Below are 24876 nucleotides of genomic sequence, written 5' to 3' on the forward strand. Positions count from 1 at the left end.
TTACTCGCAGATTATGCGAGTGGACTTCGTAATCTGCGTGTCTACGGTGGATTCCGAGACTCGTCACTTGGTGGTGGTTCCTGCCCCCAAAGAGGGGTCTGGCGCAGTCGGCGGTGAGCCGGGCTTGGCGGACGTGCTGACGCTGCAGCGGCGTCGGGCGGCAGAAAGTGGTGCGGAGGACGAGCACGGCTTCTTCGTGGACACCCTCGCGGAGTACCAGCGGGCGCGCGATGCCGCCGGGCTGATGCCCAGAACCATCGACAAGCTGGTCAAGCCGGTGATCGAGGTCTGTGAGCACTTCAGCCTCGTCCCGTGGCGGCTCCAGCCGCGGCATGTGGATCACTACTTCGCCGGGCCGGGAAAGCGGGCGCGCTCGACGGTTCGCACGAAGATGAACACGATCGACGGATACTTCGCGTTCCTTGAGCAGCGGTATGCCGGTGAGATCGCCCGCCGCTTCGACGTGAGCGTCGAGTCGCCGATCGACCCTTTCAACCGGCCGCGTCACCGCGGTGACTTCGGACTACGGATCCCGCCGTCGCAGCCGGCTCGGATCAGGTCCCGCGATAGTGACCAACTCAGCGACGGACAGGGCCATTTGGCGTTTCACCGGTCGATGCGCCGGACAGCGACCACCGTGCTCAGGTCGGCCGCCAGCGGCAGGTCCACGGTGCGCAGGGCCGGATGCTCCAGCCAGTGCAACCGGGCGGTGTCGGCACGCCCGGCGTACGAGGGCGGCCACGTCCGGGAGGGTGTGAAGTCGTCGACGACGAGCACGCCGCCGGGCTCCAGCAGCCGCTCGGGGTCGGCCGCCCCGCTCCCCTTGGCCTGACCGCCGCCGTCGAGGACGAGCAGATCGTAGGGCGCGTGGGCGTAGATCTCGGTCCAGTCCGCGCACAGCACCCGCACCTGCGGCACATCGGCGAAGACGTCCGCCGCCACCTTCGCCCGCGCGGGATCCAGCTCCACACTGAGGAGTTCGACGCCGGGTTCCGCCCCGTCGGCCAGCCAGGCGAGGCCCACCCCGCATCCCGTGCCGGTCTCGGCGATGCGCCGACGGGCTCCGCCGGCCAGCAGCTGCAGCAGACGGCCCTGCTCGGGTCGGCAGGAGTGGCCGAAGCCGTGCCGACGCGCGGCCGAGACGGCGCGCTCGACGAGCGGAGGCAGCGTTCCGGCGCGGGCGCGGTGGGCCGCGGTTCCGTCGATCGACATACTCCTCAGTATGGGCCGACCCGGAACCGCCGGGGCCGGAATCCCCTGACTTGGGGGCATGGGTCATCCTTGGCCGGTACAGGGAACGCGAGCGGACAGGGCGGAGAGCATGACGATATGGGCGGTGGTCCTCGAGACCACCGTCGGGGCCAGTGAGCGCAAACACGTGCAGGCCCATACGGTGGCACATGTCACCGGGTCTCGGGCCGACGCGTTCGCGGAGCTGGAGCGACGGGTTCCTGCTCGTCGTCGACGGGGCGTGGCCGTCCTGGCCACCCGGTTCCATCGGCCTTGAGGACTCGGTGAAACAGCTCGCACGGCGTGTGCCGGCCTCCCGGACGCGGCCAGGCCGCCCACCCTGGTTGATGAAGCCGGACCCGCACAACCTCGCCGGAATCAGAGCCCATGTACAGCCAAGTTCCCTCTCGAACGCACCCAGGAATCTGCGAACCCACACACTTCGCTGAACGACGCCTTGGGACTTCAGCGGGCACGGGTGACAGCTCTTTCCCTGAGAGCCGAGGATCTGACGACGTTCGGCTCTCCGGTCAGCAGCTCACCTTCGATCGGCAGCCGGAAAGCGCCCGTCGGCTCGAACCGGTCCTCGACCGTCTTGCCGCACTCGACCTGTCTCACGCCCGGTCGAGTGGGTCACCATACCCATGGTCATCCACGAGGAGACCGTCGCTGCAAGCAGTCACTTCCGTTCCAGTGCGGCCAGCCGCAGCTCAAGCTGGTCGACCCGGTGCCGTAGCAGGGTGACCTGGGCTTCCAGGCTGACTTCTCGTTCCGCCCTGCGCTGAATGCGCGGTGACGCGGCGGCGCGCTCGATCACCGCGTTCAGCTGGACCAGGCGCTGCGGCCCGTTCGGGCCGTCCACCAGCCGGGACCGGATCTCACCGTTGCGGTACCAGGACCGCAGGGCGGAGCGGGAAACGCCGGTCTCGGCCTCCGCCTTGGCCAGCGTGACCCAGGGTGTCTCGTCCAGCTGCTCGAACAGCTCCAGCTCGTTCTGCCAGCGCGCGAGACGGTCCTCCCAGTCCGACGGTGTCTCCATCGAACCCTCCCTTCGATACCGTGACCCTGTCAATAACAGTGTATTGACAGGGTTGCGACCATAGAACCATGACTTTCGAAAGGTTCACGGTGAAAGCCCGCAAGGTGGTCGTCACGGCCCAGGAGCAGGCGCGGCTGCTCAAGCACGACCACATCGGCACGGAGCACATCCTGCTGGGGCTGCTCGATGTACCCGACAGCACGGCGGCGAACGTGCTGCACCAGCTCGGGTACGACAAGGAGACGGCGCAGGCCGACATCGCCACGGCGGTCAAGCCCGGCACCAAGGAGCTGAGCGGCCATATCCCGTTCGCGCCGAGCGCGAGGAAGACGCTGGAACTGGCCCTGCGTGAGGCGCAGCAACTGCACCACAACGACATCGGTACGGAACACATCCTGCTCGCCCTGATCAGGGAGGGTGAGGGCGTCGGCGCGAAGGTGCTTGCCGAACGGATCAGTCCGATCAGCAGGATTCGTGCCGCGGTGCTGGCATCGGTGGAGGGAGCACAGGACCTCTCGGCCAGCCCGTGGCCGGCCGGCACGCCCGCCACCGAGGACACCGTGTCCACCGCCAGCGCGCTGGCCGGTGGCGCAGCGGTCGGCAGTCATCACCTACTTGAGGCGATGCTGCGGGCGGAGAACAGCATGGCGGCTCGGGTGCTGCGCGAACTCGGGGTCGACGCGGACGCGGTCGCCGCCAAGATCGACGAACTGGATCCGGAGACGACCACGGACGCGAACCCGGAGGAGGCCGCCGCGCGCAAGATGGAGATCCGGCTGGTCGACGATGAGGTGCACCTGATCCTGCGGGACCCGGCAACGGTCACGGTCGCCAGGAAGGTCACCGAGCTGTCCGACAGCCCGATCCAGGGCGTCGGGCCGGTCGTCGGCATGTTCGTCCCGCTCTGGCGGTCGACCAACCAGCTGCTGCTGCAGCTCCAGCGCATCCTGGAACCGGAACCCGAAGAAGAGGACGGGTCGGCCGAGAACAAGGTGGCCAAGGCCGTGCGTACGGTGCTCGCACCTCGGCTCCGCCGGTGAACCGGCTGATCAGTGCGCCGGAGCCGGTCGGCGGGACAGGCGAAGACGGGGGCATGGCGAGCGCGACCATCACCATCATCGGAGCCGGCTTGGGCCGCCTGGCCCTTGCCCGTGTGCTGCACGTGAAAGGCATCGACGCCGTCGTGTACGAACGGGAACCGTCGCGTGGCGCGCGCGGCCAGGGCGGCATGCTCGATCTGCACACCGGGACCGGGCAGCAGGCGATGCGCGAGGCCGGTCTGATCGGCCGGTTTCACGCCATTGCCCGTCGTGCAGGCCAGGACCTGCGTCTTCTTGAGTCGGACGGCACCCTGCTGCTGCAGGAGGACACGCCCGACGACGCCCCGCTGGAGCGACCTGAGGTCGACCGTGCCGATTTACGCGACCTGCTGCTGGACTCTCTGCCCGAACACGTGGTGCGCTGGGGACACGCGTTGGAATCCGTCGACAACGGTCTGCTGCACTTCGCCGACGGCAGCAGTGCGACGTACGACCTGCTGGTCGGCGCCGACGGCGCGAACTCCCGGGTCCGTGCGCTGCTCACCGACGCCAAACCAGCGCACACCGGCCAAAGCGTCGTTGAGCTCGGTATTCCTGACATCGACCGTACCCACCCCGACCTCGCAGCGATGGTTGGGCGCGGCAACTACTGGGCGCTCGGCAACGGACAATCACTGTCGGCGCAGCGCAGCGGCGACGGCCGCGTGCGCATCTACCTCAGCTTCTACAACACAGCCGAGGACTGGTTCGCGACCAGCGCAATCCCGTTCGGCGACCCAGCCGCCGCCCGGGTGCGGCTGATGGGCCTGTTCGCCAGCTGGGACTCACGGTTCACCGCGCTGATCGCAGCCTGCGACGACGCGGTCCTGCCGCGGGCGATCGCCACGCTCCCGGCGGGCCTGACTTGGCCGTCGAGGCCAGGCGTCACGCTGCTCGACGATGCCGCGCACCTGATGCCGCCGGTGGGGCAGGGTGCCAATATGGCGCTGCTCGACGGCGCCCTGCTCGGCCTCGCGCTGGCTGCGCACCCGGACGACTTTCCCGCCGCCGTCAAGGAATATGAGCGCGAGATGTTCGAACGTACCAGCGCTGCCGGTCGGCAGTCCGCGCGCATCCAGGAAATCCTGGCGTCGCCGGACGCCAGCCGGAAAATGCTCGCGTTCTTCCAACCAGGCTGAAGGCAACCGAATGTGACCAGGCAACCGGCCACCCATCCAGCGCGATCACCGCGGTTCGGGTCTCGCGGGACGACCGGTTGCGCCTGATCTTCCCCGAGTTACCGGGTGCGGCGCGTGATCAGGGCCTCCAGACCGTCGAGGATGCGCTCCAGGCCGAAGTCCAGCGCCTGGTCTCGGCCGTCCTGTGAGGCCATGGCCGCGGCGAGCGCGGGGAAGCGGTCGGCGTGCTGGTGCACCAGGGGGCCGAGGGCGACCAGGAGTTCCGCCTCGGGCGAGCCGTTCGGCCGGGCCGCGCGGGCCTGCTCGGCGATGCCCCGGACGTGCCCGGCCAGCAGCACCGCAGCGTCCATCCGCTCGGAGCCGGTCAACCCGTATCCGTCCAGGGCCGCGACCACCCGCTCCAGCCAGCCGAGTTCCTTGGGGCCCATCACCCGCGGTCCGACGGTGGCGTCGAGCAACCACGGATGTTCGGTGAACGACCTCGCCAACTGCTTTGCCCAGTCCGTTAGTTGATCACGCCACCCGAGCGCATCCACAGCCTGTGACGGTTCGTCGACCGCGGCCTCCACCATGAGCGCGACCAGCTCCGCCTTGCCGGGCACGTAGCGGTAGAGCGACATCTTGGTGAAGTCGAGCAGCCCGGCCACCTTCTGCATCGAGACGGCGCCGAGGCCCTCGGCATCCGCGATCTCAACGCCTGCCGCGGCGATCCGCGCCAGGCTCAGCGCGGGCTTCGGCCCCCGGGACGGCTTGGCGGGCGATCCCCAGAGCAGCCGCACCGCCCCGTTCGCTTCCTCACGCAATTCCCGCTCCGTCCTGTGGTTCAGGCCGCCCCTTGCGAGGCGATCTAACTGCGTCTACCGTACACAGCAATAAACAGTGTCCGCTGGACGCAGTTACTCGACAGCCTCGGATGGAGTGGTTCACATGAGCACGAAGGTCCTGATCTCGGGCGCGAGCATCGCCGGTCCCGCACTGGCCTACTGGCTGGGGCGGTACGGCTTCGAGACCACCGTCGTCGAGCTGGCCCCCGCCCTGCGTGGCGGCGGCCAGGCGGTCGACTTCCGCGGCGAGACCCACCTGACCGTGCTGGAGCGGATGGGTGTGCTCGACGAGCTGCGCGCGCTCGACACCGGCGGCAGCCCGATCACCTTCATCGACGGGCGCGGCCGTCAGCTCCTCCACTTGCCGGCCGACTTCGCAGGCGGGGACGTCGAGGTCCCGCGCGGGGAACTCGCCCAGGTGCTGTACCAGCGCAGCCTCCCGCGCACCGAGTACCTCTTCGACGACTCGATCACCGCCCTGGAGGAGACACCCACAGGAATCCGCGTGGCCTTCCGGCAGGGCGCACCACGCGAGTTCGATCTGGTGATCGGCGCCGACGGGCTGCACTCCAACATCCGTCGACTCGCCTTCGGCCCGGAGGAGCACTACGTCCGCCACCTTGGCTACTACGCGGCCACCTGGCAGCTGCCCAACTATCTGGACCTGCCGCCCGGTTCTGTCGGCCTCAACGTCCCCGGCGGCTTGCCGCGGTCGGCGCCGACCACCGCGACCCGACCCGGGCGGGTGCCTTCTTCGTCTTCGCCTCGACCGAACTCCGTTACGACCGCCATGACGTGGCACAGCAGAAGACGCTGATCCGGGACGCCTTCGCAGGCCTCGGCTGGGAGGTGCCCCGGCTGCTGGAGAGCCTGGGGCAGGCCCCCGAGCTGTACTTCGACTCGATCAGTCGAGCCGACGTCCCCACCTGGTCCACCGGCCGGATCGCCCTGCTCGGCGACGCCGCCTGCGGGGCCACCATCGGCGGGATGGGCACCGGCACCGCCGTGGTGGCGGCGTACGTCCTGGCCGGCGAACTGGCCCGGGCCCGCGGCGACCACCGCACCGCCTTCGCCCGCTACGAGCACACCCTGCGTGACTACGCCCAGGGCTGCCAGAAGGGCGGCGACCGCACCGGCCCGTTCCTGGCGCCCGGCACCGCGACCGGGCTATGGGTGCGCAACGGGCTGCTGAACCGGCGCTGGCTCCTGAACAAGATGCTGGACATGGGCAAGCAGATCAGCAGCGTCGACCTGCCCGACTACGCGGCCGAACTGCCCAAGGCTGCTGCGTTCGGCGTCGTGAGCGGACGGGTCGGCCCTCGGGGAGCACGCCGCCAGCGGTGACCACCTGACTGCGAGGCGGCGCAGGGCGACGGTGAAGCTGTGCACCATCGATCTGGCCGCACAGGGCGCTCTCGGTTGCCTTTCCTGCGGGGGTGACTGCCGAGCTGTCGTCACCGCGGGGCGGAAAGGTCGCCGCTCGCCTCCCGGCCCCGCTCAATCCGCCAGCACCCCGACTCTCGTCAGGCAGGGAAGTCGTAGCCGACCCCGTCGGTCATGCTGCCATGGAAGTTGTTGCCGTAGATGGTGAAGTCCAGGGTCTGGTCCTTGAGGAAGGACAGGTGGCACGTGTGGCTTCGGCCGTCCCCGACGGCCTTGCAGAACGCGTACTGCGAGTGCTTCCCGGCGGTCACCGACCCCTGTCCAGGCGACCGCCGGGCCAGGGCGGTCAGGACTTGCCGATGAGACGCCAGATCTGGTTCTTCTTGGTGGCGAGGGCGCTCGCCGGGTCGCACGTCCACTGGTGGATCAGGGCGCCGGCCGTGGTGGAGACATTGCTGACGTCGACGCACTTGCCGCTGTGGACGGCGGCCAGCTGGTAGTCCTTGCTGTTGCCGAGCGCGCTGACGGGGTTGAGGGTGAACTGCTGGTTGGTGGCGCCGTTGCAGGTGTACTGGATGACGGCGGCGCCCTCGGCGGTGGACGCCCCGGAGACGTCCAGGCACTTGCCGCTGAGCTCGTTGACCACGGTGTAGGTGTTGGTCTTGCCGCTCACCGGCTTGAGGTCGAGCATCTGCTGGTAGCCGCCCTCGCAGAGGTACTGCTGGTACTGCGTGCCGCCCGCGGTGCTCAGGTTGGTGTCGTCCAGGCACTGCCCGCTGTTCTCGCTGACGGCGACCGTGGAGACGGTGGTGTCGGACGGCGGCAGCAGGGTGACGGTGTAGCCGTCCTTGGCGTTGGTGTACGGGAGGGTGACCGAGGCGGCGTTGTTGCTCACGGACAGGGTGGTGTCGGAGACCGTCTCGGGTCCGGCCACCGCGGCGCCGTTGTTGTACGGGACGCGCTGGACGACGGCGCGGACCTTGCCGCTCTCCACCACCGACGTGGTGTTCAGGCCGGTGAGGTTGACGGTGACATTGCCGGTGTTCCCGTTGCTGCCGATCAGGACCTTGGCATTCTTGGCGTTGTTGTCCTTGGTCGCCAGGCCGTCGTTGTTGCTGCCGGGGACATAGTTGACGATGTTGCCGGTCTGCGAGCCGTAGTAGCGGTACATGAACCACTCGCCGAGCGGCAGGTACTGCCCGGCGCTGTTCTTGGTGAGCAGGTTGGCCTCGTAGTCGTGCAGGTTCGTGCCCGAGGCCCAGTTGCCGCGCAGCCCGTCGGCGCCGGCGCGCTCCAGGCGGCCGATGAACCAGGCGCCGCCGCCGGGGTTCTGCTGGGACAACGCGCCGTACTCGTTGATCTGGTACGGGCGGGTGTTGGTCAGGCCGGCGGCGGCGAGTGTGGCGTTGGCGCTGGAGACTCCGGGGACCGGGTCGGCGGGTTCGTCGTGCCAGCTGTAGATGTCGGGGGCGACGTTGTTCGCCTTGACGTAGTTCAGGTACGTGGTCCACCACGTGTTGGAGGAGGTCGGCTGGCCCGCCATGCTGGGGCCGACGATGAGCTGGCCCGGGAAGGCCGCCCGCACCCGGGCGTAGAAGCGCGACCACATCTGCAGGTACTGGCTCTGCGAGGGAGCCCAGAAGCCCCTGCCGTCGGGCTCGTTCCACAGGTCCCACTGGACCGTCATGTTGTTGGCTTTGACGTCGTTTATGAGCTGCGTGACGAAGTTGTCGAACTTCGTCCAGTCACCGTTGTCGCCGGGCCAGCCCTGGCTGGTGGTGCTGTCGGCGCCCCACAGGTCGTGCGGGAGCAGCACGAAGGTGCCGCCGAGGGCCGCGGTGTGCTTGTACTGGGCGAGCGTGGCGTTCCAGCGGGTCTGGTAGTCGGCGAGGCTGGTGCCGTAGCCACCGCTGTTGAGCTGGGCGCCGCCGGCCCGCATGAAGTGCCACTTGATGTCCTTGAAGAAGTGGTCCTGCGGCAGCGACCCGTTCGGGGTCATCCCGTAGATCATGCCGGAGGCGCGGTAGGTGGGCGCGCCCCCGGCGTTGGCGAAGTCGACGGTGACGCTGGTGTCGGCGGCCTGGGAAGGGGCGGCGGGCACCAGGGTCGAGGCCAGGGCTGCCATGAGGACGGCGGCGGACGCGACCGCTCGGCGCCTGGTACGTGTCGTGGTTCCGGGAAGGGTTGTCGGTGACTTCATCGTGCGGCTCCTGTGGGTGAGGATGACCGGAGTCCGTGCGGCCCCGGGGCGGTGCGGGAGGTGGCCGCTCAGCGGCCGGCTCGGTGCGCGTATGCCTCGGCCAGCAGGAGGTAGCTGCTGGCGGTCCAGGTGTAGGCGCGGTCGCGCAGACCCGTTCCGGTGAGCGCGTCGAAGTTCTCGGCGAAGCCGTAGGTCTCGCACAGGGCGCGGAAACGGGCGCTGATGTCGTCCGCCAGCCGGTGGTGCCCGGCGCGGCGCAGGCCGTCCTCGACCAGGACGGTGGCGGGGGCCCAGATCGGGCCGCGCCAGTAACCGTCGGCGAGGTAGTGCGGCGAGGTGGGCAGTTCGGTGGCCAGGCCGTACGGGGTGAGGTGGGCCTTGATGTGGTCGGCGAGCGCGCTGCTGACCTCACCGGGCAGATGCTCGCCCAGCACGATGGGCATCAGGTCGAGGAGGCTGGCGCTGCTCCAGGTGTCCCCGCCGGCGACTCCCCGGGCGACGAACCGGTCGCCGGTCCAGAGCTGGTCGATGAGCGCCGTCAGTGTCTCCGCGGCCTTGGCCGTCCAACGGCGCGACTCGTCCGCCTTGCCCAACTCTCCTGCCAAGTCGGCGAGTTCGTGCAGCTGAAGTACGAGAAAGGCAGCCAGATCGGCAGTGACCACGACGCGCTCGGGGTCGAAGGTGGTGGCGTTGTCCCAGCCGCTGTCGTTGCCGTGCTGATAGTGGGCCAGTTCGGCGCCGGGGGCCCGTCTCGCGGTGAGCCAGAAGTCCGTCCAGCGCTTCAACCGGGCGTACACCTCGGCTAGTTGGGCCTGGTCGAGGGGTGTCGGCAGGCGGCGGCGCAGGTGGCCGAAGGCCCAGCCGTGGATGGGCGGCTTGACGAAGTTGTACAGGACCTCGGAGTGGGTGACGGAGTCGGGCAGGGCGCCGCTGTCGTCCTGGTGATCGAAGGGCAGGGCGAACTGGTCGACGGCCAGTTCGGGGCAACCAGGCGCCAGGGCGAGGGCGTTGAAGCAATGGTCCCAGCTCCAGACCTTGTCCATCCAGTGCTTGGACATCAGCACAGCGGGCCGGGTGACCAGGCCCGCCGGGCGTACGGTCGCCGACCAGACGACGTAGGCAGCCAGTTCGGCGGCCGGTGTGGCGGACGAACGCCAGGGGGCCACCGCGTCGACGAAGTCCGCGAACGCGCCCCGCGCAGACTCCACGATGTTGTCGAAGGTCGCCGAGGTCGCGTACGGGGAACGGGAGGTGTCGAGTTCCTCGATCGCGATCTCCCAGGCGCCGTCCCCCTCCCCTGTCATGGCGAGTCCACGATCTGCGCTGCCCAGCGCCTGGGCTCCTTCCGCCTCGGCGATGATGCCGGACAGCAGGGTGACGCGGTACCGGCGTCCGGTCTCGTACGACGTGAAGACGTACGCGTCCGCCGCCGGGTCGTGGAAGAAGTACGTTCCGCTGAACGGGGTCAGGGCGTGCGCGGCGGCGAGGACGCCGATGCCCAGGCCGCTCCCCCGCAGGCGTACGGTGTCCGGCGACTCGTAGGCGAGGTCGATGTGTCCGCTCGCTCCGATCCAGCTGAGCAGGCCCGGTGTCGCTTCGACGCGGGTCTCGGCGCGGTCGTCCTTTGTGGTGTTCAGGGGGACCAGGCGCAGCACGGCGTGCATGCCGTTCTGGTGCGAGACGAGGTGGAGGTCCTCGGCGTACGTCTTCTCCGCCACGACGGGCGAGATGTCGAACCAGGAACCGTACGTGCTGAACGGGATGTCGTGGACGGAGAAGGCCGGGCCGGTTCGGGCGGCGGTCATGTGGCGTGACTCGTTTCTGGGCAAGGGGCAGCGGCCGGCTGACGCATGGGGTCAGCCGTCGCACACCGGGGCTGGGGGACTCAGTCCTTGACGGCACCGGCGGTCACACCGGCGGCGACGTAGCGCTGGGCGAGGACGAGGATGACCGCGGTCGGCAGGGAGGCGACGACGGCGGTGGCCATGATGGCGTTCCACTGCTGGTTGTTGTTGCCGATGTAGTGGTAGATGCCGAGGGTGATCGGCTCGTGGGCGCCGCCGTTGACCAGGGTGCTGGCGAAGACGAAATCGGACCAGGACCACAGGAACGCGAACAGGGACACGGTGACGACGGCGTTGCGGCTGATCGGCAGGACGATGGACCAGAAGGTGCGCAGTGGCCCGGCGCCGTCCGTCGTGGCGGCCTGGAGCAGTTCGCCGGGGATGCCGGACATGAACGCGGTGAAGATGAGGACGCCGAAGGGGACGGCCAGGGTGGAGTCGGCGACGATCAGGCCGGGGACGGACTGCAGCAGGCCGAGCTGCAGGTAGATGGCGTAGAAGCCCATCGCCATGATGATGCCGGGGATCATCTGGGCCGCCAGCAGGACGAAGTTCAGGATGCCGCCGCCGCGAGGGCGCAGCTTGGCCAGGGCGTAACCGGCGGGTGCGGACAGGGCGACGGTCAGCACGACAGTGCCCAGGCCGATGACGAGGCTGGTGCCGAGGTAGGGCAACTGCTCGTCGAGGACGGTGCGGTAGCCGGCCAGGGTGCCGTGGAGAGGCAGCAGGTCCGGCGGGCTCTTGCGCATGTCCTGGTCGCGGGTCAGGGAGACGTTGAGCATCCAGTAGACCGGGAAGAGCATGATCCCGGTCAGCACGACACCGATCGTGGTCTTCACCCACGTACGCCTGCGGCTTCGGCTCATGACAGGGCCTGCTTTCTCTGGACCCGGACGTAGACCAGGCCGAAGACCAGTGCGGCGACCACGAGGAGGTTGCCGACGGCCGCGCCGGGGCCGAAGGCCGGCAGGAGGTTGCCGAAGCCGAGCTGGTAGGACCAGGTGGCGAAGGTGGTGGACGAGTCCGCCGGGCCGCCCTTGGTCATGATCCAGATGATGTCGAAGACCTTGAGCGTGTAGATCAGCCCCAGGAGCAGGGTGATCGCGGACACCGGGCGCAGCAGCGGGAAGGTGACGCGCCAGAAACGCTGCCACGCGTTCGCCCCGTCGATGGCGGCGGCCTCGTACAGGCTCGTGGGGATGGACTGCAGGCCGCTGTAGAGCACGACCAGGTTGAAGGGGACGCCGATCCAGATGTTCGCGATGATCACCGAGGTCAGCGACCACGAGGGCGAGGTCAGCCAGTTCACCGGCCCGATGCCGAGGGCGTGCAGGGCGGCGTTGACGACGCCCGACTCGCTGTTCAGCATCCACGACCAGGTGGAGGCCGAGACGATCAGCGGCAGCAGCCAGGGTACGAGGAACAGGGCGCGCAGAGTGGCCGACAGACGGAAGTTCTGGTTGAAGAAGACCGCGAGGGCCAGGCCGACGGCGTACTGGAAGACCAGGCACACCGCCGTGAAGACCGCGGTGTGGAGCAGGGCCGGGGCGAAGGTCGGGTCGTCGAGGACCTTGCGGTAGTTGGCCAGGCCCGTGAACGGGGCGTCGCCCTGGACGAAGGAACGGACGGTGTAGTTGCGCAGGCTCAGGTCGATGTTGCGGTACAGCGGATAGGCATAGAAGAGGGCGAGGTAGAGGGTCACCGGGGCGAGGAAGGCCCAGGCGGCCCACTGCGTGGAGGTGGGCCGGCGGCGCTTCGGGCTGTGAGCCGGGGGCGGAGCGGCGGTGGCCGCCCCGTCCCGGACGCCTGCGGGCCGGAGGTCCGGCGGACGTGTCGTCTGCTTCATCGGGCTCACATCACTTGGCCGCGGCCTGCGCCGAAGTGAGGGCGTCCTTGGGCGACTTGGAACCGCTCAGAACGGACTGGACGGCCTTCCACATCTGCTCGGAGATCTTGGGGTACTTGGTGCCCAGGTCGTCACTGGTGCGGCCCCTGGCTGCCTTCACCGCGGCCACCCACGGCTTCAGGTCGGCGTTCGCGGCCACCTGCTTGCCCTGGACCTCGCCGGTGGGGGCCACGTAGGACAGGGTGGTGTCGGTGTTGTAGAGGTTGGCGGTGCTGGTCAGACAGGTGACCAGCTTCTGGGAGGTGGTGTAGCGGCCGGTGTCCTGCTGGACCGGGATGGTCACGAACTCGCCGCCGGTCGGGGCCGCGGCGTTGCCTCCGTTCGCGCCGGGGATGGGCAGGACGCCGTAGTCGAGGCCGGCCTTCTTGGCATTGGCGAGCTGCCAGGTGCCGTTCTCGCTGAACGCGTAGTCACCGCCGGCGAACTCCTGCCAGCTGGTCGTCTGGGTGTTGTTGAGCACCGAGTTGGGGGCGTAGCCGTTCTTCAGCCAGTCCTTCCACAGGGAGAGGGCGGACACGGCCTGGGAGGAGTCGAGTGCGGTGAGTTTGGCGCCTGATCCCCATAGCCAGGGCAGGAACTGGAAGCTGCCCTCCTCCGTGCCGATCGCCGAGAAGGTGATGCCCTTCTTACCCGCCTTCTTGACCTTCTCCAGCGCCGCGGTCAGCGACGTCCAGTCCTTGACCGAGGCGATGTCGACGCCGGCCTCCTTGAGCACCTTCTTGTTGTAGTAGAGGGCAAGGGTGTTGGCCCCGATCGGCGTGCCGTAGGTCTTGCCGCCCGACTGGCCGGCGGCGAGCAGGTTGGGGTCGGCCTTCGAGGTGTCCAGCTTGGTGTCGTCGGTCGTGGTGAGCACGCCTGCCTCGGCCAGGGTCGACACCACCGGGTTGTCGACGATGAGGACGTCCGGCGAGTTGCCCTGCTGGGCCGCGAGCAGCGTCTTGTTGCCCAGGTCGCTGGTGTCGAAGGCGGTCCGCTTGATCTTCACTCCGGCCTTGGTGCCGCACTGGTCCAGCAGCTTCGTCCAGGCCGAGGCCTTGTCGAACTGCGGGTACGGGTCCCAGATGGTGTACGTGCCGCTCCCGGCGCCGCTGCTGCCCGAGCCGGAGGAGCAGGCGGTGGCGGTGACGGCCATGACCAGTGCGGTCACGGCCGCGGCGGTCAGACGGCGCTGTCTGGAGGAGCTGTTCATCGCAGGGGTTCCTTTGTTCTGGACATGCGGGTGCCGAGGACACGGGGTGACGGGGAAGAACGGGCACGGCGAACCGCGCTGCCGATCAGTTCGAGCCTCCGGTGAGGTGCGGAGCTCCAGAGATGAAGAGAGCTACGTGACGTGAGGAGGGGTTACGTCGGTGCGGTCAGGACGTCGTACCGGCTCCTGCGGGCCCGGTGCTGGCCCGCAGGGAGATGGGCGGTGCGAGGAGGTGGTGCCGGGGCGGCGCGTCGGGGTGGCCGAGCCGCTCCACCAGCAGGTCGACGGCGCGGCGGCCCATTTCCTCCGCCGGTACGTCGGCCGCGGTGAGCTGCGGGGTCACCGTCTCCGCCCACCGGCCGGCGACGACCCCGGTGACGGAGAAGTCACGCGGCACATGGCGGCCGGCCTGGGCGAGCCCTCGGTACAGGCCGCCCAGCGCGGCCTCGTTCAGCGTGACCAGAGCCGTGGTGGCCGGGTCGTCGCGCAGGATCCGCTCCACGCAGGCCTGGCCCGAGGCGGCGTCGTCGCCACAGCAGTACGTCCGTACCGCCAGCCCCCGCTCGGCCGCGGCCTTGGTGAAGCCGTCCAGGCCGCGGTGCGCGGACTCGTACCCGGCCCGCAGGAGTTGCTCGGGACGGTTGACGAAGGCGACCCGGTGGTGGCCGAGGTCCGCCAAGTGGTGGACGCAGGCCGCCGCCAGCGCGGTGTGGTCCAGGCCCACCCACCAGCCGTCCTCCGGGTGGGCGGTGCGGCCTATGGCGACGGCGGGGAAGTCCAGGGCGGCCAGGTGATCGACCCGGTCGTCCTGCAGCCTGATCTCCATCAGGATCGCGCCGTCGACCCGCCGCTCCCCCAGCAGCCGCTGGAACGAGCGGTCACTGTCCACCCCGCTCGGGGACAGCAGCACGTCGTAGTCGTAGGCCGCGGCGGCCTCCACCACACTGCCGATGAAGTCCAGCTGCATGCCGGTGTAGTGGTTCCCGGCCGGCGGGAACACCAGGCCGATCGTGCTGGTCCGGCCGTTGGCCAGGGCGCGCGCACTGGCGTTGGGCCGGTAGCCCAGCTCGTCGATGACCTCCTGGATCTTCCGGCGAGTGTCGTCGGACACCGGGCGCTTGCCGCTCAACGCGTAGGACACGGTGCTCCGCGAGACACCGGCCCGCCGGGCGATCTCACCGATGTTCACGGACGGCTCCTTGCTCGAACCGGTTCGACTCCTTGATGGAGAGAGTGCTCGCCGGAAGTGAGAGTGTCGGGATGGAACGCGAAGCGAAGCCGGTCGTCGAACCGGTTCGCATGCAAGCGAAGGTAGGAAGTGTCCCTTACACCTGTCAACACCCCCGGCGGGACTTTCCCGTCCCTACAGGGGACCGGGAAGACCTTGCGTCGAAGGGATTGCTGGTCGACTGTCCCGGTGCTAGCTTCCCGGAACCGGTTCGATGAAGTGATCCTTCCGACGCCCCCGGCTCCTTCCGCTCCCATCCCGGCCACTCGGCCGCCACACCATCGCCCGGGAAGCTCCTCCGTGGCATCGAAAATCGAACCGGTTCGATACATACCGAAGCTCAAGGATTGAGGACGCGATCCATGCCATCCGCTGACAGCTCGGCCCGCCGCCCCGAAGTACTGTGCGACGCGAGCGACTTGACGGTCTCGGCCCGCGTGAAGTGGAGCGGCGACAAGGCGCCCTGGCAGCGGATCTTCGACCTGGACACCGACACCACCAAGTACCTGTTCACGACGCCGTGCAACGGCAGCGTGCTCCGCACCGCCGTGACCACCGGCGGAGGCGGCGCGCAGGCTCAGGTGTCCGGCTATGCGCGGCTATGCGCCGCTGTCCGCCGACGGCTGACGGACGGTCACCGTCACCCTCGACATCGCCGCCCGCCGGGTCACCATGTACCTCGACGGCGTGGCAGTCTCCTCCGCCGCGACGACCGCCAACGCCAAGAACCTCCTGGACGGTTCGGCCACAGCGGCCGGCTCTCTCTCGCCGGCGGCATCAACAAGGTGACGGTGACCCTCAAGAAGAGACAGAACACGATCACCTTCCGCTCCGCGGAGTTGCCGAACTTCGACGGCACCGGCTACGCCTCGGACACCTTCCCCGGGGTGCTCCGCCGCTCCCGCGACGCGCCGCTGATCGACCGGATCACTCTGGCGCCGCACCCACGAGAGGTGCGATGAGGTGATCGCCGGGCCCGGAAGCAGGAACGCCTGGACAGTGACGCGCATCAAAGCAACACCATGGGTCAGGTGTGAGCGCCTTCCTCCAGCTTCTCGAAGAAGAACTCGTGCTTGAGGAAGGAGACGTCGTACTCGTGGCCGGACCGCGGCGGCAGCAGCTGGGAGGCCTGGAACAGGCGCCACCCGTCCTGCAGCGCGGCAAGACCTGTGGGGTAGGGAGGCTCGTCGCTGTCACCGGTCGTCACCGTCATCGCCGCGGCCGTGGGCATCGCCGACCTCCAGGCCTTCAACAAGGCCTGCCGCCGCGAGCTCGGCGCGAGCCCGCGTGACGTACGTGCAGCCGGGCGCGGGGGAACGGGCCACGAAGACCGTCCGCCCCGGGGCGAGGGCGTTGGATGAAGGACACCAGACGTCGACGGGGATCGGCTTGACCGGGCCCTGCTCGACGTCCAGAGACTCTCGCCGGAACGGCCTGCTGTCCACGCTCAAGAACGCCGGATCGTTGCGGGGTTGAAGCGCATCGACGCCAGACCTTCCCTACAACTCAAGGGCCAGTGCGCTCTATTGACGAAAGTTTCCTTGAGTGCAGCGGCTTGACGCACCGGTGACGCTGAAGTTCCACTTCTGGAGCGGCGCCACCGCCACGTACCACGTCACCAAGTCCGGAACCTCGGTCACTGGCACGACGTCCTGACCGATCGGCCGCTCGCCCTGGTTGCCCGCTCCTCCGGGCAACCAGGGCACACCCCGAGTTCCGGCCCGGCCTCACCCCTCTGCGGCGGGGCCGTGCTCTCCCTGACGGTCAGGGTGGTCGCGATCTCCAGGCCCACGACGCTGAGATCGTGCGGGACACGCAGGCCGAGCTCGCGCGCGGTCTGGTAGGCGCCGAGCGCCTGCATGTCGTTCGCGGTGAAGACGGCGGTGGGGCGGTCGGTGAGGGACAGCAGCTCGACCGCCGCGGTGTACCCGTGCTCGCGCGTGAGTTGTGTCTTCACCACGAGGTCGGACGCCGTCGGCAGGTCCGCCTCCGCAAGAGCGGAGAATCGGGTTACGGAGGCCGAACTCCGAGACGGGCAGCCCGACCCGGTTCCGGCGTGCCACTCGCACCTTCGACACGGTCGGCACCGAGACGCCCGCGGACTCGGCGATGTACGCGATCGTCACCGAGGCGAGTCCCGAACCGCGCCCACCCTGGTCGCCCGCCGAAGGTCTTCCCGAGTTGTCCGGCACCATCGCCTTTCCCCATCCCCTCGCCTGCTGCCGCCGCCATGCGGAACCTTCCGTCAAGCCCGCGTGACTTGATCTCGCCGAGGGGGCGGGCCGGGACCACCGCACCCCACACCTCCCATGTCTAGGCCTTGTCGGCGAAGTCTCTTGTCGGCCAACTACCACGTTTCCGAAGGGAACATGTGTCACAAGTCTAGACAGGCGCGACACTCGCGTTCGTTAATTCATCCGATGTCTCAGAGAAAACGGCTGAACAGGAGGAACTCACGTTGCCGGATTCCACGTCACGCAGATCGGTCCTCATCGCCATGGCAGTCACGACGGCGGCCGCCGCGGTCGGCTCCATCCCGGTGGCGACACCCGCGTACGCCGTGACGGCCGCGCCGCTGCCCCTGCCGCCCCTGCGGATCCCGAGGACCGACATGGGCGTCGAGCAGCAACCGGACTCCTCGGTCCAGTGGCTCCAGGACGCCAAGCTCGGCATGTTCATCCACTGGGGCGTGTACTCGGGCCCGGCCAAGGGCGAATGGTGGATGCACGCCGCCCCGGTCACTCCGGCGGACTACCGGAAGTACGTCACGGACGCCACAGGCGAGCAGTTCACCGCGGACGCCTACGACCCGGCGGCCTGGGCGCAGCTGGCCAAGGACTTCGGGGCGAGGTACGTGACGCTGACCACCCGCCACCACGACGGTTTCGCACTGTGGCCGCTGAACCATCCCAACAGCTGGAACTCCGGTCAGGCGCCGCTGGGCCGCGACTTCGTCAGGGACTACGTCGCGGCGGTACGGGCGGCCGGGCTCAAGGTGGGCCTCTACTACTCGCCGATCAACTGGCGCTATCCCGGCTACTACGACGTCCGCGGCACCCACTGCGCGCCCAACCCCTGGAACTACACCACCGATCCCGCGCACAAGGAGGACGCGCGGGTCATGAAGACGGAGGTGTACCAGTCGGTCAAGGAGTTGGTCACCCGGTACGGCCCGATCGACGACCTGTGGTGGGACGGCGGCTGGCTGGCGGAGCAGGGCAGTGACGCGGACGCCGCGTTCTTCTGGGAGCCCGGCCGGTTCCGCGACCCCGCCAACGAGTGGCCGGTGGACGCCGCCTACGGCGAGACGGACGGCGACGGCAGGCCGCTGGGCCTGATGGGTATGGTGCGCAAGCACCAGCCGGGCATCGTCGCCACCTCACGCTCCGGCTGGACGGGCGACTACGCCAGCGACGAGGGCCCTTCCGTTCCGAGCGGGGCGATCCGCACCGGCCTCGTCGAGAAGGTGTTCACCGTCGACGGCACCTGGGGCTACAACGCCGATGCCACCGTGATGGGTTACGGCACCGCCATGGACATCCTCGTCAACTGCTGGGTGCGGAACATGACCGCGATGGTCAATGTCGGCCCCGACCGGCACGGCACGGTCTCCGCCGCCCAGGCCGGCCTGCTGCGGCGGATCGGCACCTTCATGGCGTCCTGCGGCCGGTCGGTCTACGGCACCCGCGGCGGTCCGTGGAACCCGGTCGACGGCCAGTACGGCTTCACCTACAAGGACGACACGTTCTACGCGCACCTGCTGCCCGGTTACAGCGGCACCTCGTTCACCACCCCGTCGGTCGGAGACGCGAGGGTCATACGGGTCTTCGATGTGCGCTCCGGCGCCGGCCTGGCGTACGCCGTCGGCGACGACGGCCGCGTGACGATCAACGGCATCGACCGCACCACCCATCCCGAGGACAGCGTCGTCGGCGTCACGCTGGACCGGTCCGTACAACCGGCCGACATCGCCGTCGGCCGCACGGCGTCGGCCGACAGCGCGGAGTCGTCCAAGGGCAACACCGCCGCCAAGGCGGTCGATGGCTCCACCTCGACCCGGTGGTGTGCGAACGACGGCGGCACCGGACACTGGCTCACGATCGATCTGGGCTCGCCCCGCTCTGTGACCGGCACCCGCATCGCCTGGGAACGGGACGGGACCAACTACCGGTACAGGATCGAGGGTTCCCTCGACAACCGCGGGTGGACGACGCTGGTCGACAACACGGCCACCACCAGCACACGTCAGGTCCAGGTCGCCCTCTTCCGGAGCCGGGCACGGTACGTGCGTGTCACGGTCACCGGATTGCCTTCCGGGGCCTGGGCGTCCGTACGCAACCTGGAGGTCTACGACCGGCCCTTCTCCACGGAACCGGGCACGTAAGCACTGGACATCCGGCCCAGGGGGCTCCGGTCGCGTCGGCCGAAGCCCCCGTTTCCGGGAAGGTCTCAGTAGACGACGAGAACCGGACGTCCCAGGCGCCGAGGCTCACCGATGTGCCGGCGGGAACCGCGCTGCCGTCGAGGACGTCGGTCAGCTCGCGGGGTGTGCGGACGTCGGCCTCCTGCCAGCTCCAGTTGTGCACCACGTGCGCGTGCGTCGCCCGTCCGGGCAGGTGCCGGTCATCATGGTCACGGACGCGGACAGGGTGCACCATCCGCTGTGGGGTGTGGACGCCAGCCACTCGGCCGGCACGCGGGCCGTGCCGCGTCCGGGGACGGTGCCAACGCAGGTGACACGGCCAACGCCGGGGGTGGCGGGTGGTGATCGCGGGCCAGCGGCCGAAGTGCGGGAGTGACTACTCGGCAAGCGCCTCGGCGTCGGTGACCGTGAGTCCGTCCACCCAGTGTGTCGCGGTCCCGCCCTCAGGCACTGCGAGTGGACTTCCGGGCGCGGCGCGGAGCGGCAGCCAGCCGGTGCGAACAGTAGACCGGGCCCCATTCGCGGTTGAGGGTCTCCACGTTCCCATGCCGGGGGCGCAGGTGGTCCACGAACCGCTGGAAGACACCGTGGTTGTGCGGCAGCCGCAGGCCGCTCGTTGTCCACCTGGGAGCCGATGACCGCCCGGTGCGCGGCGTACCGGGCGAGCATGGTTCGGGTGACGCGCTCGGCGTAGTACCGGAAGGCGGGGTGGGTGAAGTCCGCATCGAGTCGAAGCGCTTCGACTTCAGGGGTCAGGATCAGCGGAGTCGAGACCGATGATGGCGTTTCACCTACTGCAAGATCCCATGAACTAGACGTATCTATGCCGCCAGTTGACAGGTTCGTATGCACATGACAGCGTCGATGCGCTTCGAATGCGCCGAAGTCTGGTGCCCTCCCCACCGCAAGGACCACCATGTCTCTGTCTGATCAAACTCCTGACGAACTCCTCGACTACCGGCCGGAGGTGTCGGCGCCGAAGGACTTCGACGCCTTCTGGCAGCGGACCCTGGCCGAAGCCCGCGCCCGAGGCGGCGCGGTGAAGGCCGAGCCTGTCACCGATCGGTATCTGCTGAGCACCGTGGAGGTGGACGACGTACGCTTCCCCGGCTGGAACGGCGAGCCGGTGGCTGCCTGGCTGCTGCGCCCGCGCGGCGCCGAGGGACCGCTGCCGGTCGTCGTCACGTTCGCCGGCTACTGCGGCGGCCGCGGGCTGCCCACCGACCACCTGCTGTGGTCGGCGGCCGGGTACGCCCAACTCGTCGTCGACAGCCGGGGTCAGGGTCACGACACCCCGGACCGCGGTGAGGGCGACGGCACACAGTGGGTCGAAGGCTTCATGACCCGCGGCGTCGACTCACCGGACAACTACTACTACCGCCGCCTCATGACGGACTGTGTGCGCGCCGTGGACGCGGTCGCCGAACTGCCCGGTCTGGATGCCGGACGGGTCGTCGTGGCGGGCGGCAGCCAGGGCGGCGGCCTGGCCATCGCGGTCGGCGGACTCGCCCCGGACCAGGTGGCGGCAGTGCTTGCGGACGTGCCGTTCCTGTGTCACTTCCGCCACGCGGCCCGGACCAGCGCGGATGGCCCGTACCTGGAACTCACCAAATACCTGCGCTGGCACAGTCCGCACCGTGTCCAGACGACCTTCGCCACACTCGACTACTTCGACGGTGTCCACTTCGCCCGCCGCGCGACGGCGCCGACGCTTTTCAGCGTCGGCCTCATGGACCCTACGTGCCCGCCTCCCACCGTCTACGCCGCCTTCAATCACTACGCGGGGACGGACCGGACCATGACCGCCTGGCCCTTCGCCGACCACGGCGGCGGCTTCGGCTTCAATACCGCGGTGCAGTTGAAGTGGCTGCGCGAACGCGGGCTCGCTCCACAGCAGTAGCGGACAGGGGCCGGCCCGGCTCAAGGACCGGCCCCTTTCTCCGACGGAACGTGTCACCGCGGGGGGGCGGCCAGGCCGTGGTGCCGGTGACCGAGCTTCCAGGCCTGGTCACGTAGTACGTCGCGGTGGCGCCGCTCCGGAAGTGGAAGGTGGGTTCACCCGTCGGAGTAGGTGGCCTGCATCGTGGCCAGCACATCACCCGCTGAACCGGGTGGGGATCCGGAAGGAGCCGCTCGTTCCGGTGGTCCGACAGAGCGGGCGGGCGGTATGTGATCACGCTGATCGACCACGGGACGCCTCGTGAGAACCGCGCCTGAAGCCGTGCGCGGACACCGAAGGAGCGGTCTCCTGCCAGCCGGTTGACTGCGGCCGCCTTCAGCGTCAGGCGATGGCCGGACAGGGTGTAGTCCCGGCCCTTGACCAGATCGGTGCCGCCCTGACGAAGCCCGAGGAACGCAGCGCCGTTCGGGCGCCGGCGGACTGATGGTTGCCGGCTTCTGTGACATTCCTGTGGGCGAGTCGGTCCGAGCACAAGGAGGCACGGAGGTGCGCGAGTTGTGCCCGCCGATCGAGCCGTACGACGCCGGCGTACCGGTACATGTCCTGCGCAAGATCGCCGGGCACGGATCCCTGGTCACCACACAGCGGTATCCGCACCCGGGCATGGACCAGATCACCAATACAGCCACAACCGTCTCGGCGCACCTCAATCCGCTCCGAGCGCCCCGCACTTGAGTCCTGCGACCAGCGGCGATGGCCTGACGGCAGGCGACCGTTGTGCCGCGCGTCCGACAGCCGCTCCAGCAACAGCACAGCCACACCCTCGCCCCAGCCCGTGCCGTCCGCACCCGCCACGAACGGCTTGCGCCGACCATCCGGCGCAAGCCCCCGCTGCCTGCTGAACTCCACGAAGATGCTGGGTTCCGCCATGACGTTCGCCCCTCCTGTGAGCGCGAACGCGTACTCGTGGGAGCCCAGAGTCGGGCGAGGAGCGCACAGCCCAGCCGTGCCAATCACCGTTCACTCTTACCGAACCGCGCGATAGCCTCCAGGATCGCATCCTGCATCGCGGGACTGCCTGTGTGTCCGGAGTCGTCAATCACTTTCAGCTCCGCGTCCGGCCACGCTTTGGACAACTCCCACGCGGTCTTCAACGGGCTGCCGAGGTCGAGTCGGCCATGGATCAGCACCGCTGGGATACCGGCCAGCCGGTGTGCGTCACGGAGCAGTTGTCCATCTTCAAGCCAGGCATCGTTCGCGAAGTAGTGCGCGCAAATCCGAACGAAAGCCATCAACGCGTTGTCAGTCTTGTCGCTGTAGGCGCCCGGGTGACCAAGCACCTCGTGGGCGATGACAGCATCCTCCCAGGCACACCAGTCCCGCGCCGCCTTCACCCTGACCGCCTCATCAGAGCTGTTCAGCAGCTGGTTGTAGGCGGCCACGAGATTGCCGCTCCTGTCCGCCTCCGGCAATGCGTCGCGGAATGTCTCCCAGGGGCCTGGCAGCAGGCGTCCGACACCGTGATAAAGCCAGTCGGTCTCCTCCGGCCGAGTCATGGTGACGCCGACGATGACGACCTCGGAGACCCGCTCGGGACAGCGCTCAGCGTAGGCAAGGATCAGTGTGGAGCCCCAGGAGCCGCCGTAGAGGAGCCAGCGCTCGATGCCCAAGTGCTCGCGTAGCCGCTCCATATCGGCGATGAGGTGGTCGGTGGTGTTGTGATCGAGGCTGACGGACGGGTCGGAGGCGTGAGGACGGCTTTCACCGCAGCCACGCTGATCGAACAGGACGATCCGGAAGACCTTCGGGTCGAACATCTTGCGACTGCCGCGGCGCCCTCCGCTGCCGGGGCCGCCGTGCACGCACAGGACCGCCTTTCCACCGGGATTCCCGCTGGTCTCCCAGTAGATCTGGTTTCCGTCACCGACATCGAGGAGGCCGTGCGCGTACGGTTCGATGGGCGGGAACGGCTGGGCCATGAGGTCTCTTCCTGGAGGCGCGAAGAGCAGCTTCGCGAGGCTGGTCGACGGCTGGAACGACGTCTCCTGTTCTGTCCTCAGCTCGCATGGCGAAGTACTCGGCTCAGTCGCGTCGGGCGTAGGTGACCCAACGTAGCGCGGCGTGGCGATGCAACCCGGTCACGTCGGCGAGGTTCGGGCCGGGGAGATCGGAAGCGAGGGCGGCCGTTGCCCCGTTGCGCGCAGTGCGAATCGTGATGCCTCGCCGGTTGAGTTTCTGGGTCATGTCGTCCGTCCTGGAGGCAGGAGGACAGGGTGGCTGCCCAGGACCAGGGGAGCGTGATTGTCACCGAACTTGAGGTGTTCAGGCGTCAGGTGGCAAAGACCTTCAGTGGACAGGCCGAACAGCAAGGCGATCGCGCAGCGGGCGCGGACGTCCATTGGCGGGGCATCGTCGGTCAGGCAGCCTCGGAGGAGCCGCCAGTGGCGCATGGCGGCCCGACGTAGGCGATACGCCCGCCGGCCACGCTGCAGGAGGTGCCGGTCAGCAGACACCCGTCGACAGACTCGGGAGCCTTGTACGGTCCGTGGCCGCACCTCCTGCTGCAGGAGTCCCGCGAACGCTCCGCCACCGCGCTCGCGCAGGGTCTCCGGGTCGATACCGGCTCGCTCCAGAGGGCCTTCGCGGGTTCACCTCACGGGTAGTACGGCGTGTGGGTGATGGAGGAGACCCTCAGGTAACGGGCGCCGTCGGCGGTGGCCCACGTGGAGGAGTCCGGGTTGCCTGGCCAGTCACCGCCGACCGCGATGTTGGCGATGAAGCGCATGCCCGTCCCGGCCGGGGCCCTGTACCAGGTGGTGCCCGTGATGGCGCCGTCCACGGCGAAGTCGACATGGTCCGGGAACCAGCTGAACGAGTATGTGTGGTATGTGTTCGTCCAGCCGGAGGAGTTCGTCTTCGAGAACTGCTGCTGGACGTTATTGACGTCGTGAGACGTCTGGTAGACGACGCCCGGGTTCTGACCCACGATTTCAGCGGCGTCGAACTCCGGCAGCCACGGATTCAAGTACGCCGCCCATACTGCTGGTAGCAGCCCCTGCCCGTTGGGCATGTTCGCGGTGAAGCTGTACGTGCCGTACCCGTACAGCGCCGTCGACTCCACGCGGCCTGAGTAGTAGACCCCGCCCCCCGCGTTGTACGCCTTGATCACCAGAGTGTCGCCCTCGTACCAGACGCAGTCCGGCCTGTACGTCTCCAGCTCGTTGTTGGCAGTCCACCTTGCGTTGATCTTGTTCCAGGAGTTGACGGTCACGGGGGTGCCCCAGGAAGCGGCCCGTGCGGTCTGCGCACCCAGCATCAGTGCGGGCGGCACAGCCAGTGCGGCACCGAGTATGTGTCTGCGGCTCGGCCTGCGAGGCGGGGGGGTCATCGCGGCTCCATTGCTTGGATGAACGAAGGGCACTGGGAGCGTTCCCACGCTCCACGTATCGCTGGACTCTAGGAGTCCGTTCGCTCATTGACAAGATGTGTCGC

The 24876-nt window shown here is 68.7% G+C and carries 24 protein-coding genes and 4 pseudogenes; 10 read left to right on the forward strand and 18 right to left on the reverse strand.

From position 1 onward, the window contains the following. Window positions 1-19: 19 nt before the first annotated feature. Window positions 20-550 (forward strand): annotated as a pseudogene (locus IE277_RS47605) (site-specific integrase); the annotation flags it as partial. Between the two features lie 56 nt (window positions 551-606). Here the strand turns inward: IE277_RS47605 and IE277_RS29045 are convergent. Both IE277_RS29045 and IE277_RS29050 read right to left on the reverse strand, forming a co-directional pair. Beyond that, a complete protein-coding gene (locus tag IE277_RS29045; protein ID WP_189956678.1) occupies window positions 607-1212 on the reverse strand; it encodes an O-methyltransferase in 606 nt (201 codons plus the stop codon). Window positions 1213-1909: 697 nt separating this feature from the next. Continuing rightward, on the reverse strand, window positions 1910-2269 hold the full coding sequence (locus tag IE277_RS29050) for an excisionase (protein WP_189956679.1): 360 nt from the start codon (window positions 2267-2269) through the stop codon (window positions 1910-1912). Window positions 2270-2337: 68 nt separating this feature from the next. Here IE277_RS29050 and IE277_RS29055 point away from each other — a divergent pair, with 68 nt between their 5' ends. Continuing rightward, on the forward strand, window positions 2338-3309 hold the full coding sequence (locus IE277_RS29055; RefSeq protein ID WP_189956680.1) for a Clp protease N-terminal domain-containing protein: 972 nt from the start codon (window positions 2338-2340) through the stop codon (window positions 3307-3309). 53 nt (window positions 3310-3362) lie between these two features. After that, window positions 3363-4487 (forward strand): FAD-dependent oxidoreductase, encoded by a 1125-nt coding sequence (locus IE277_RS29060; protein WP_189956770.1) that lies wholly within the window; start codon window positions 3363-3365, stop codon window positions 4485-4487. A gap of 98 nt (window positions 4488-4585) precedes the next feature. On the opposite strand, the gene IE277_RS29065 is transcribed toward IE277_RS29060, so the two are convergent. Continuing rightward, complete coding sequence (locus IE277_RS29065; RefSeq protein ID WP_189956681.1) at window positions 4586-5290, reverse strand: TetR/AcrR family transcriptional regulator C-terminal domain-containing protein; 705 nt, start codon at window positions 5288-5290, stop codon at window positions 4586-4588. Window positions 5291-5414: 124 nt separating this feature from the next. Between IE277_RS29065 and IE277_RS47610 the strand changes: the two genes are divergently transcribed. Next, the gene (locus tag IE277_RS47610) at window positions 5415-6128 is read left to right on the forward strand and encodes an FAD-dependent monooxygenase (RefSeq protein ID WP_229882030.1); all 714 of its coding nucleotides are present in this window, start codon (window positions 5415-5417) and stop codon (window positions 6126-6128) included. Beyond that, window positions 6107-6655: a Rossmann-fold NAD(P)-binding domain-containing protein gene (locus IE277_RS47615; RefSeq protein WP_229882031.1), complete on the forward strand. Its 549-nt coding sequence runs from the start codon at window positions 6107-6109 to the stop codon at window positions 6653-6655. Before IE277_RS47610 ends, IE277_RS47615 begins: the two co-directional genes overlap by 22 nt. Window positions 6656-6834: 179 nt before the next feature. Here the strand turns inward: IE277_RS47615 and IE277_RS29075 are convergent, their stop codons facing one another. From IE277_RS29075 to IE277_RS29105, 7 genes are all read right to left on the reverse strand, one after another. Then, the gene (locus IE277_RS29075; protein ID WP_189956682.1) at window positions 6835-7005 is read right to left on the reverse strand and encodes a hypothetical protein; all 171 of its coding nucleotides are present in this window, start codon (window positions 7003-7005) and stop codon (window positions 6835-6837) included. A gap of 35 nt (window positions 7006-7040) precedes the next feature. Next, window positions 7041-8894, reverse strand: a complete 1854-nt coding sequence (locus IE277_RS29080) for an RICIN domain-containing protein (RefSeq protein ID WP_229882032.1) — start codon at window positions 8892-8894, stop codon at window positions 7041-7043. 68 nt (window positions 8895-8962) lie between these two features. Further along, window positions 8963-10699 (reverse strand): amylo-alpha-1,6-glucosidase, encoded by a 1737-nt coding sequence (locus IE277_RS29085; RefSeq protein WP_189956683.1) that lies wholly within the window; start codon window positions 10697-10699, stop codon window positions 8963-8965. A gap of 80 nt (window positions 10700-10779) precedes the next feature. Next, a complete protein-coding gene (locus IE277_RS29090; RefSeq protein ID WP_189956684.1) occupies window positions 10780-11604 on the reverse strand; it encodes a carbohydrate ABC transporter permease in 825 nt (274 codons plus the stop codon). Beyond that, window positions 11601-12584, reverse strand: coding sequence for a carbohydrate ABC transporter permease (locus IE277_RS29095; RefSeq protein ID WP_189956685.1), 984 nt, complete (start codon window positions 12582-12584; stop codon window positions 11601-11603). The genes IE277_RS29090 and IE277_RS29095 overlap by 4 nt, the downstream gene beginning before the upstream one ends. Window positions 12585-12594: 10 nt before the next feature. After that, entirely contained in the window at window positions 12595-13833 is a 1239-nt protein-coding gene (locus IE277_RS29100) for a sugar ABC transporter substrate-binding protein (RefSeq protein ID WP_189956686.1), read from the reverse strand. Between the two features lie 166 nt (window positions 13834-13999). Next, a complete protein-coding gene (locus tag IE277_RS29105) occupies window positions 14000-15022 on the reverse strand; it encodes a LacI family DNA-binding transcriptional regulator (protein ID WP_189956687.1) in 1023 nt (340 codons plus the stop codon). A gap of 401 nt (window positions 15023-15423) precedes the next feature. Here IE277_RS29105 and IE277_RS47620 point away from each other — a divergent pair, with 401 nt between their 5' ends. Continuing rightward, a complete protein-coding gene (locus IE277_RS47620) occupies window positions 15424-16023 on the forward strand; it encodes a hypothetical protein (protein WP_229882033.1) in 600 nt (199 codons plus the stop codon). A gap of 65 nt (window positions 16024-16088) precedes the next feature. Here IE277_RS47620 and IE277_RS29120 read toward each other — a convergent pair whose 3' ends face one another. Next, the gene (locus IE277_RS29120) at window positions 16089-16292 is read right to left on the reverse strand and encodes a hypothetical protein (RefSeq protein WP_189956786.1); all 204 of its coding nucleotides are present in this window, start codon (window positions 16290-16292) and stop codon (window positions 16089-16091) included. 335 nt (window positions 16293-16627) lie between these two features. Here IE277_RS29120 and IE277_RS29125 point away from each other — a divergent pair, with 335 nt between their 5' ends. After that, window positions 16628-16717, forward strand: coding sequence for a hypothetical protein (locus tag IE277_RS29125; protein WP_373310921.1), 90 nt, complete (start codon window positions 16628-16630; stop codon window positions 16715-16717). Here the strand turns inward: IE277_RS29125 and IE277_RS29130 are convergent. After that, window positions 16698-17051: pseudogene (locus IE277_RS29130) on the reverse strand (substrate-binding domain-containing protein); the annotation flags it as partial. The gene IE277_RS29125 and the pseudogene IE277_RS29130 sit on opposite strands and share 20 nt — an antisense overlap. A 507-nt stretch (window positions 17052-17558) precedes the next feature. Between IE277_RS29130 and IE277_RS29135 the strand changes: the two are divergent. Then, window positions 17559-19445 carry an alpha-L-fucosidase gene (locus tag IE277_RS29135; RefSeq protein WP_189956689.1) on the forward strand — a complete coding sequence of 629 codons (1887 nt, stop codon included), beginning with the start codon at window positions 17559-17561 and terminating at the stop codon, window positions 19443-19445. A 524-nt stretch (window positions 19446-19969) separates the two neighbouring features. Here the strand turns inward: IE277_RS29135 and IE277_RS50120 are convergent. Next, a pseudogene (locus IE277_RS50120) lies at window positions 19970-20216 on the reverse strand (beta-galactosidase); the annotation flags it as partial. Window positions 20217-20400: 184 nt separating this feature from the next. Between IE277_RS50120 and IE277_RS29145 the strand changes: the two are divergent. After that, complete coding sequence (locus tag IE277_RS29145) at window positions 20401-21384, forward strand: acetylxylan esterase (RefSeq protein ID WP_189956690.1); 984 nt, start codon at window positions 20401-20403, stop codon at window positions 21382-21384. On the opposite strand, the gene IE277_RS47625 is transcribed toward IE277_RS29145, so the two are convergent. The 4 genes and pseudogenes from IE277_RS47625 to IE277_RS29160 form a co-directional block, all read right to left on the reverse strand. After that, window positions 21326-21916 (reverse strand): X2-like carbohydrate binding domain-containing protein, encoded by a 591-nt coding sequence (locus tag IE277_RS47625; protein ID WP_373310911.1) that lies wholly within the window; start codon window positions 21914-21916, stop codon window positions 21326-21328. The two genes, IE277_RS29145 and IE277_RS47625, sit on opposite strands and share 59 nt — an antisense overlap. Before the next feature lie 239 nt (window positions 21917-22155). After that, a pseudogene (locus IE277_RS49680) lies at window positions 22156-22350 on the reverse strand (beta-ketoacyl synthase N-terminal-like domain-containing protein); the annotation flags it as partial. A gap of 47 nt (window positions 22351-22397) precedes the next feature. Next, the gene (gene pip, locus IE277_RS29155) at window positions 22398-23363 is read right to left on the reverse strand and encodes a prolyl aminopeptidase (RefSeq protein WP_189956691.1); all 966 of its coding nucleotides are present in this window, start codon (window positions 23361-23363) and stop codon (window positions 22398-22400) included. Between the two features lie 103 nt (window positions 23364-23466). Next, complete coding sequence (locus IE277_RS29160; protein ID WP_189956692.1) at window positions 23467-23628, reverse strand: hypothetical protein; 162 nt, start codon at window positions 23626-23628, stop codon at window positions 23467-23469. 29 nt (window positions 23629-23657) lie between these two features. On the opposite strand from IE277_RS29160, the gene IE277_RS29165 reads away from it, so the two are divergent. Next, window positions 23658-23849 (forward strand): hypothetical protein, encoded by a 192-nt coding sequence (locus IE277_RS29165; protein WP_189956693.1) that lies wholly within the window; start codon window positions 23658-23660, stop codon window positions 23847-23849. 188 nt (window positions 23850-24037) lie between these two features. Here IE277_RS29165 and IE277_RS29170 read toward each other — a convergent pair whose 3' ends face one another. After that, window positions 24038-24772: a glycoside hydrolase family 16 protein gene (locus IE277_RS29170; protein ID WP_229882035.1), complete on the reverse strand. Its 735-nt coding sequence runs from the start codon at window positions 24770-24772 to the stop codon at window positions 24038-24040. Between the last annotated feature and the right edge of the window lie 104 nt (window positions 24773-24876).

The organism is Streptomyces alanosinicus (assembly GCF_014650595.1).
Lineage (GTDB): Bacteria > Actinomycetota > Actinomycetes > Streptomycetales > Streptomycetaceae > Streptomyces > Streptomyces alanosinicus.

Bases quoted from the DNA above. Each gene is read 5' to 3' on its own strand.
- IE277_RS29045 (WP_189956678.1), bottom strand. From the start codon at position 1,212: ATGTCGATCGACGGAACCGCGGCCCACCGCGCCCGCGCCGGAACGCTG.
- IE277_RS29050 (WP_189956679.1), bottom strand. From the start codon at position 2,269: ATGGAGACACCGTCGGACTGGGAGGACCGTCTCGCGCGCTGGCAGAAC.
- IE277_RS29055 (WP_189956680.1), top strand. From the start codon at position 2,338: ATGACTTTCGAAAGGTTCACGGTGAAAGCCCGCAAGGTGGTCGTCACG.
- IE277_RS29060 (WP_189956770.1), top strand. From the start codon at position 3,363: ATGGCGAGCGCGACCATCACCATCATCGGAGCCGGCTTGGGCCGCCTG.
- IE277_RS47610 (WP_229882030.1), top strand. From the start codon at position 5,415: ATGAGCACGAAGGTCCTGATCTCGGGCGCGAGCATCGCCGGTCCCGCA.
- IE277_RS29080 (WP_229882032.1), bottom strand. From the start codon at position 8,894: ATGAAGTCACCGACAACCCTTCCCGGAACCACGACACGTACCAGGCGC.
- IE277_RS29085 (WP_189956683.1), bottom strand. From the start codon at position 10,699: ATGACCGCCGCCCGAACCGGCCCGGCCTTCTCCGTCCACGACATCCCG.
- IE277_RS29090 (WP_189956684.1), bottom strand. From the start codon at position 11,604: ATGAGCCGAAGCCGCAGGCGTACGTGGGTGAAGACCACGATCGGTGTC.
- IE277_RS29095 (WP_189956685.1), bottom strand. From the start codon at position 12,584: ATGAAGCAGACGACACGTCCGCCGGACCTCCGGCCCGCAGGCGTCCGG.
- IE277_RS29100 (WP_189956686.1), bottom strand. From the start codon at position 13,833: ATGAACAGCTCCTCCAGACAGCGCCGTCTGACCGCCGCGGCCGTGACC.
- IE277_RS47620 (WP_229882033.1), top strand. From the start codon at position 15,424: ATGCCATCCGCTGACAGCTCGGCCCGCCGCCCCGAAGTACTGTGCGAC.
- IE277_RS29120 (WP_189956786.1), bottom strand. From the start codon at position 16,292: ATGCCCACGGCCGCGGCGATGACGGTGACGACCGGTGACAGCGACGAG.
- IE277_RS29135 (WP_189956689.1), top strand. From the start codon at position 17,559: ATGGCAGTCACGACGGCGGCCGCCGCGGTCGGCTCCATCCCGGTGGCG.
- IE277_RS29145 (WP_189956690.1), top strand. From the start codon at position 20,401: ATGTCTCTGTCTGATCAAACTCCTGACGAACTCCTCGACTACCGGCCG.
- pip (WP_189956691.1), bottom strand. From the start codon at position 23,363: ATGGCCCAGCCGTTCCCGCCCATCGAACCGTACGCGCACGGCCTCCTC.
- IE277_RS29160 (WP_189956692.1), bottom strand. From the start codon at position 23,628: ATGACCCAGAAACTCAACCGGCGAGGCATCACGATTCGCACTGCGCGC.
- IE277_RS29170 (WP_229882035.1), bottom strand. From the start codon at position 24,772: ATGACCCCCCCGCCTCGCAGGCCGAGCCGCAGACACATACTCGGTGCC.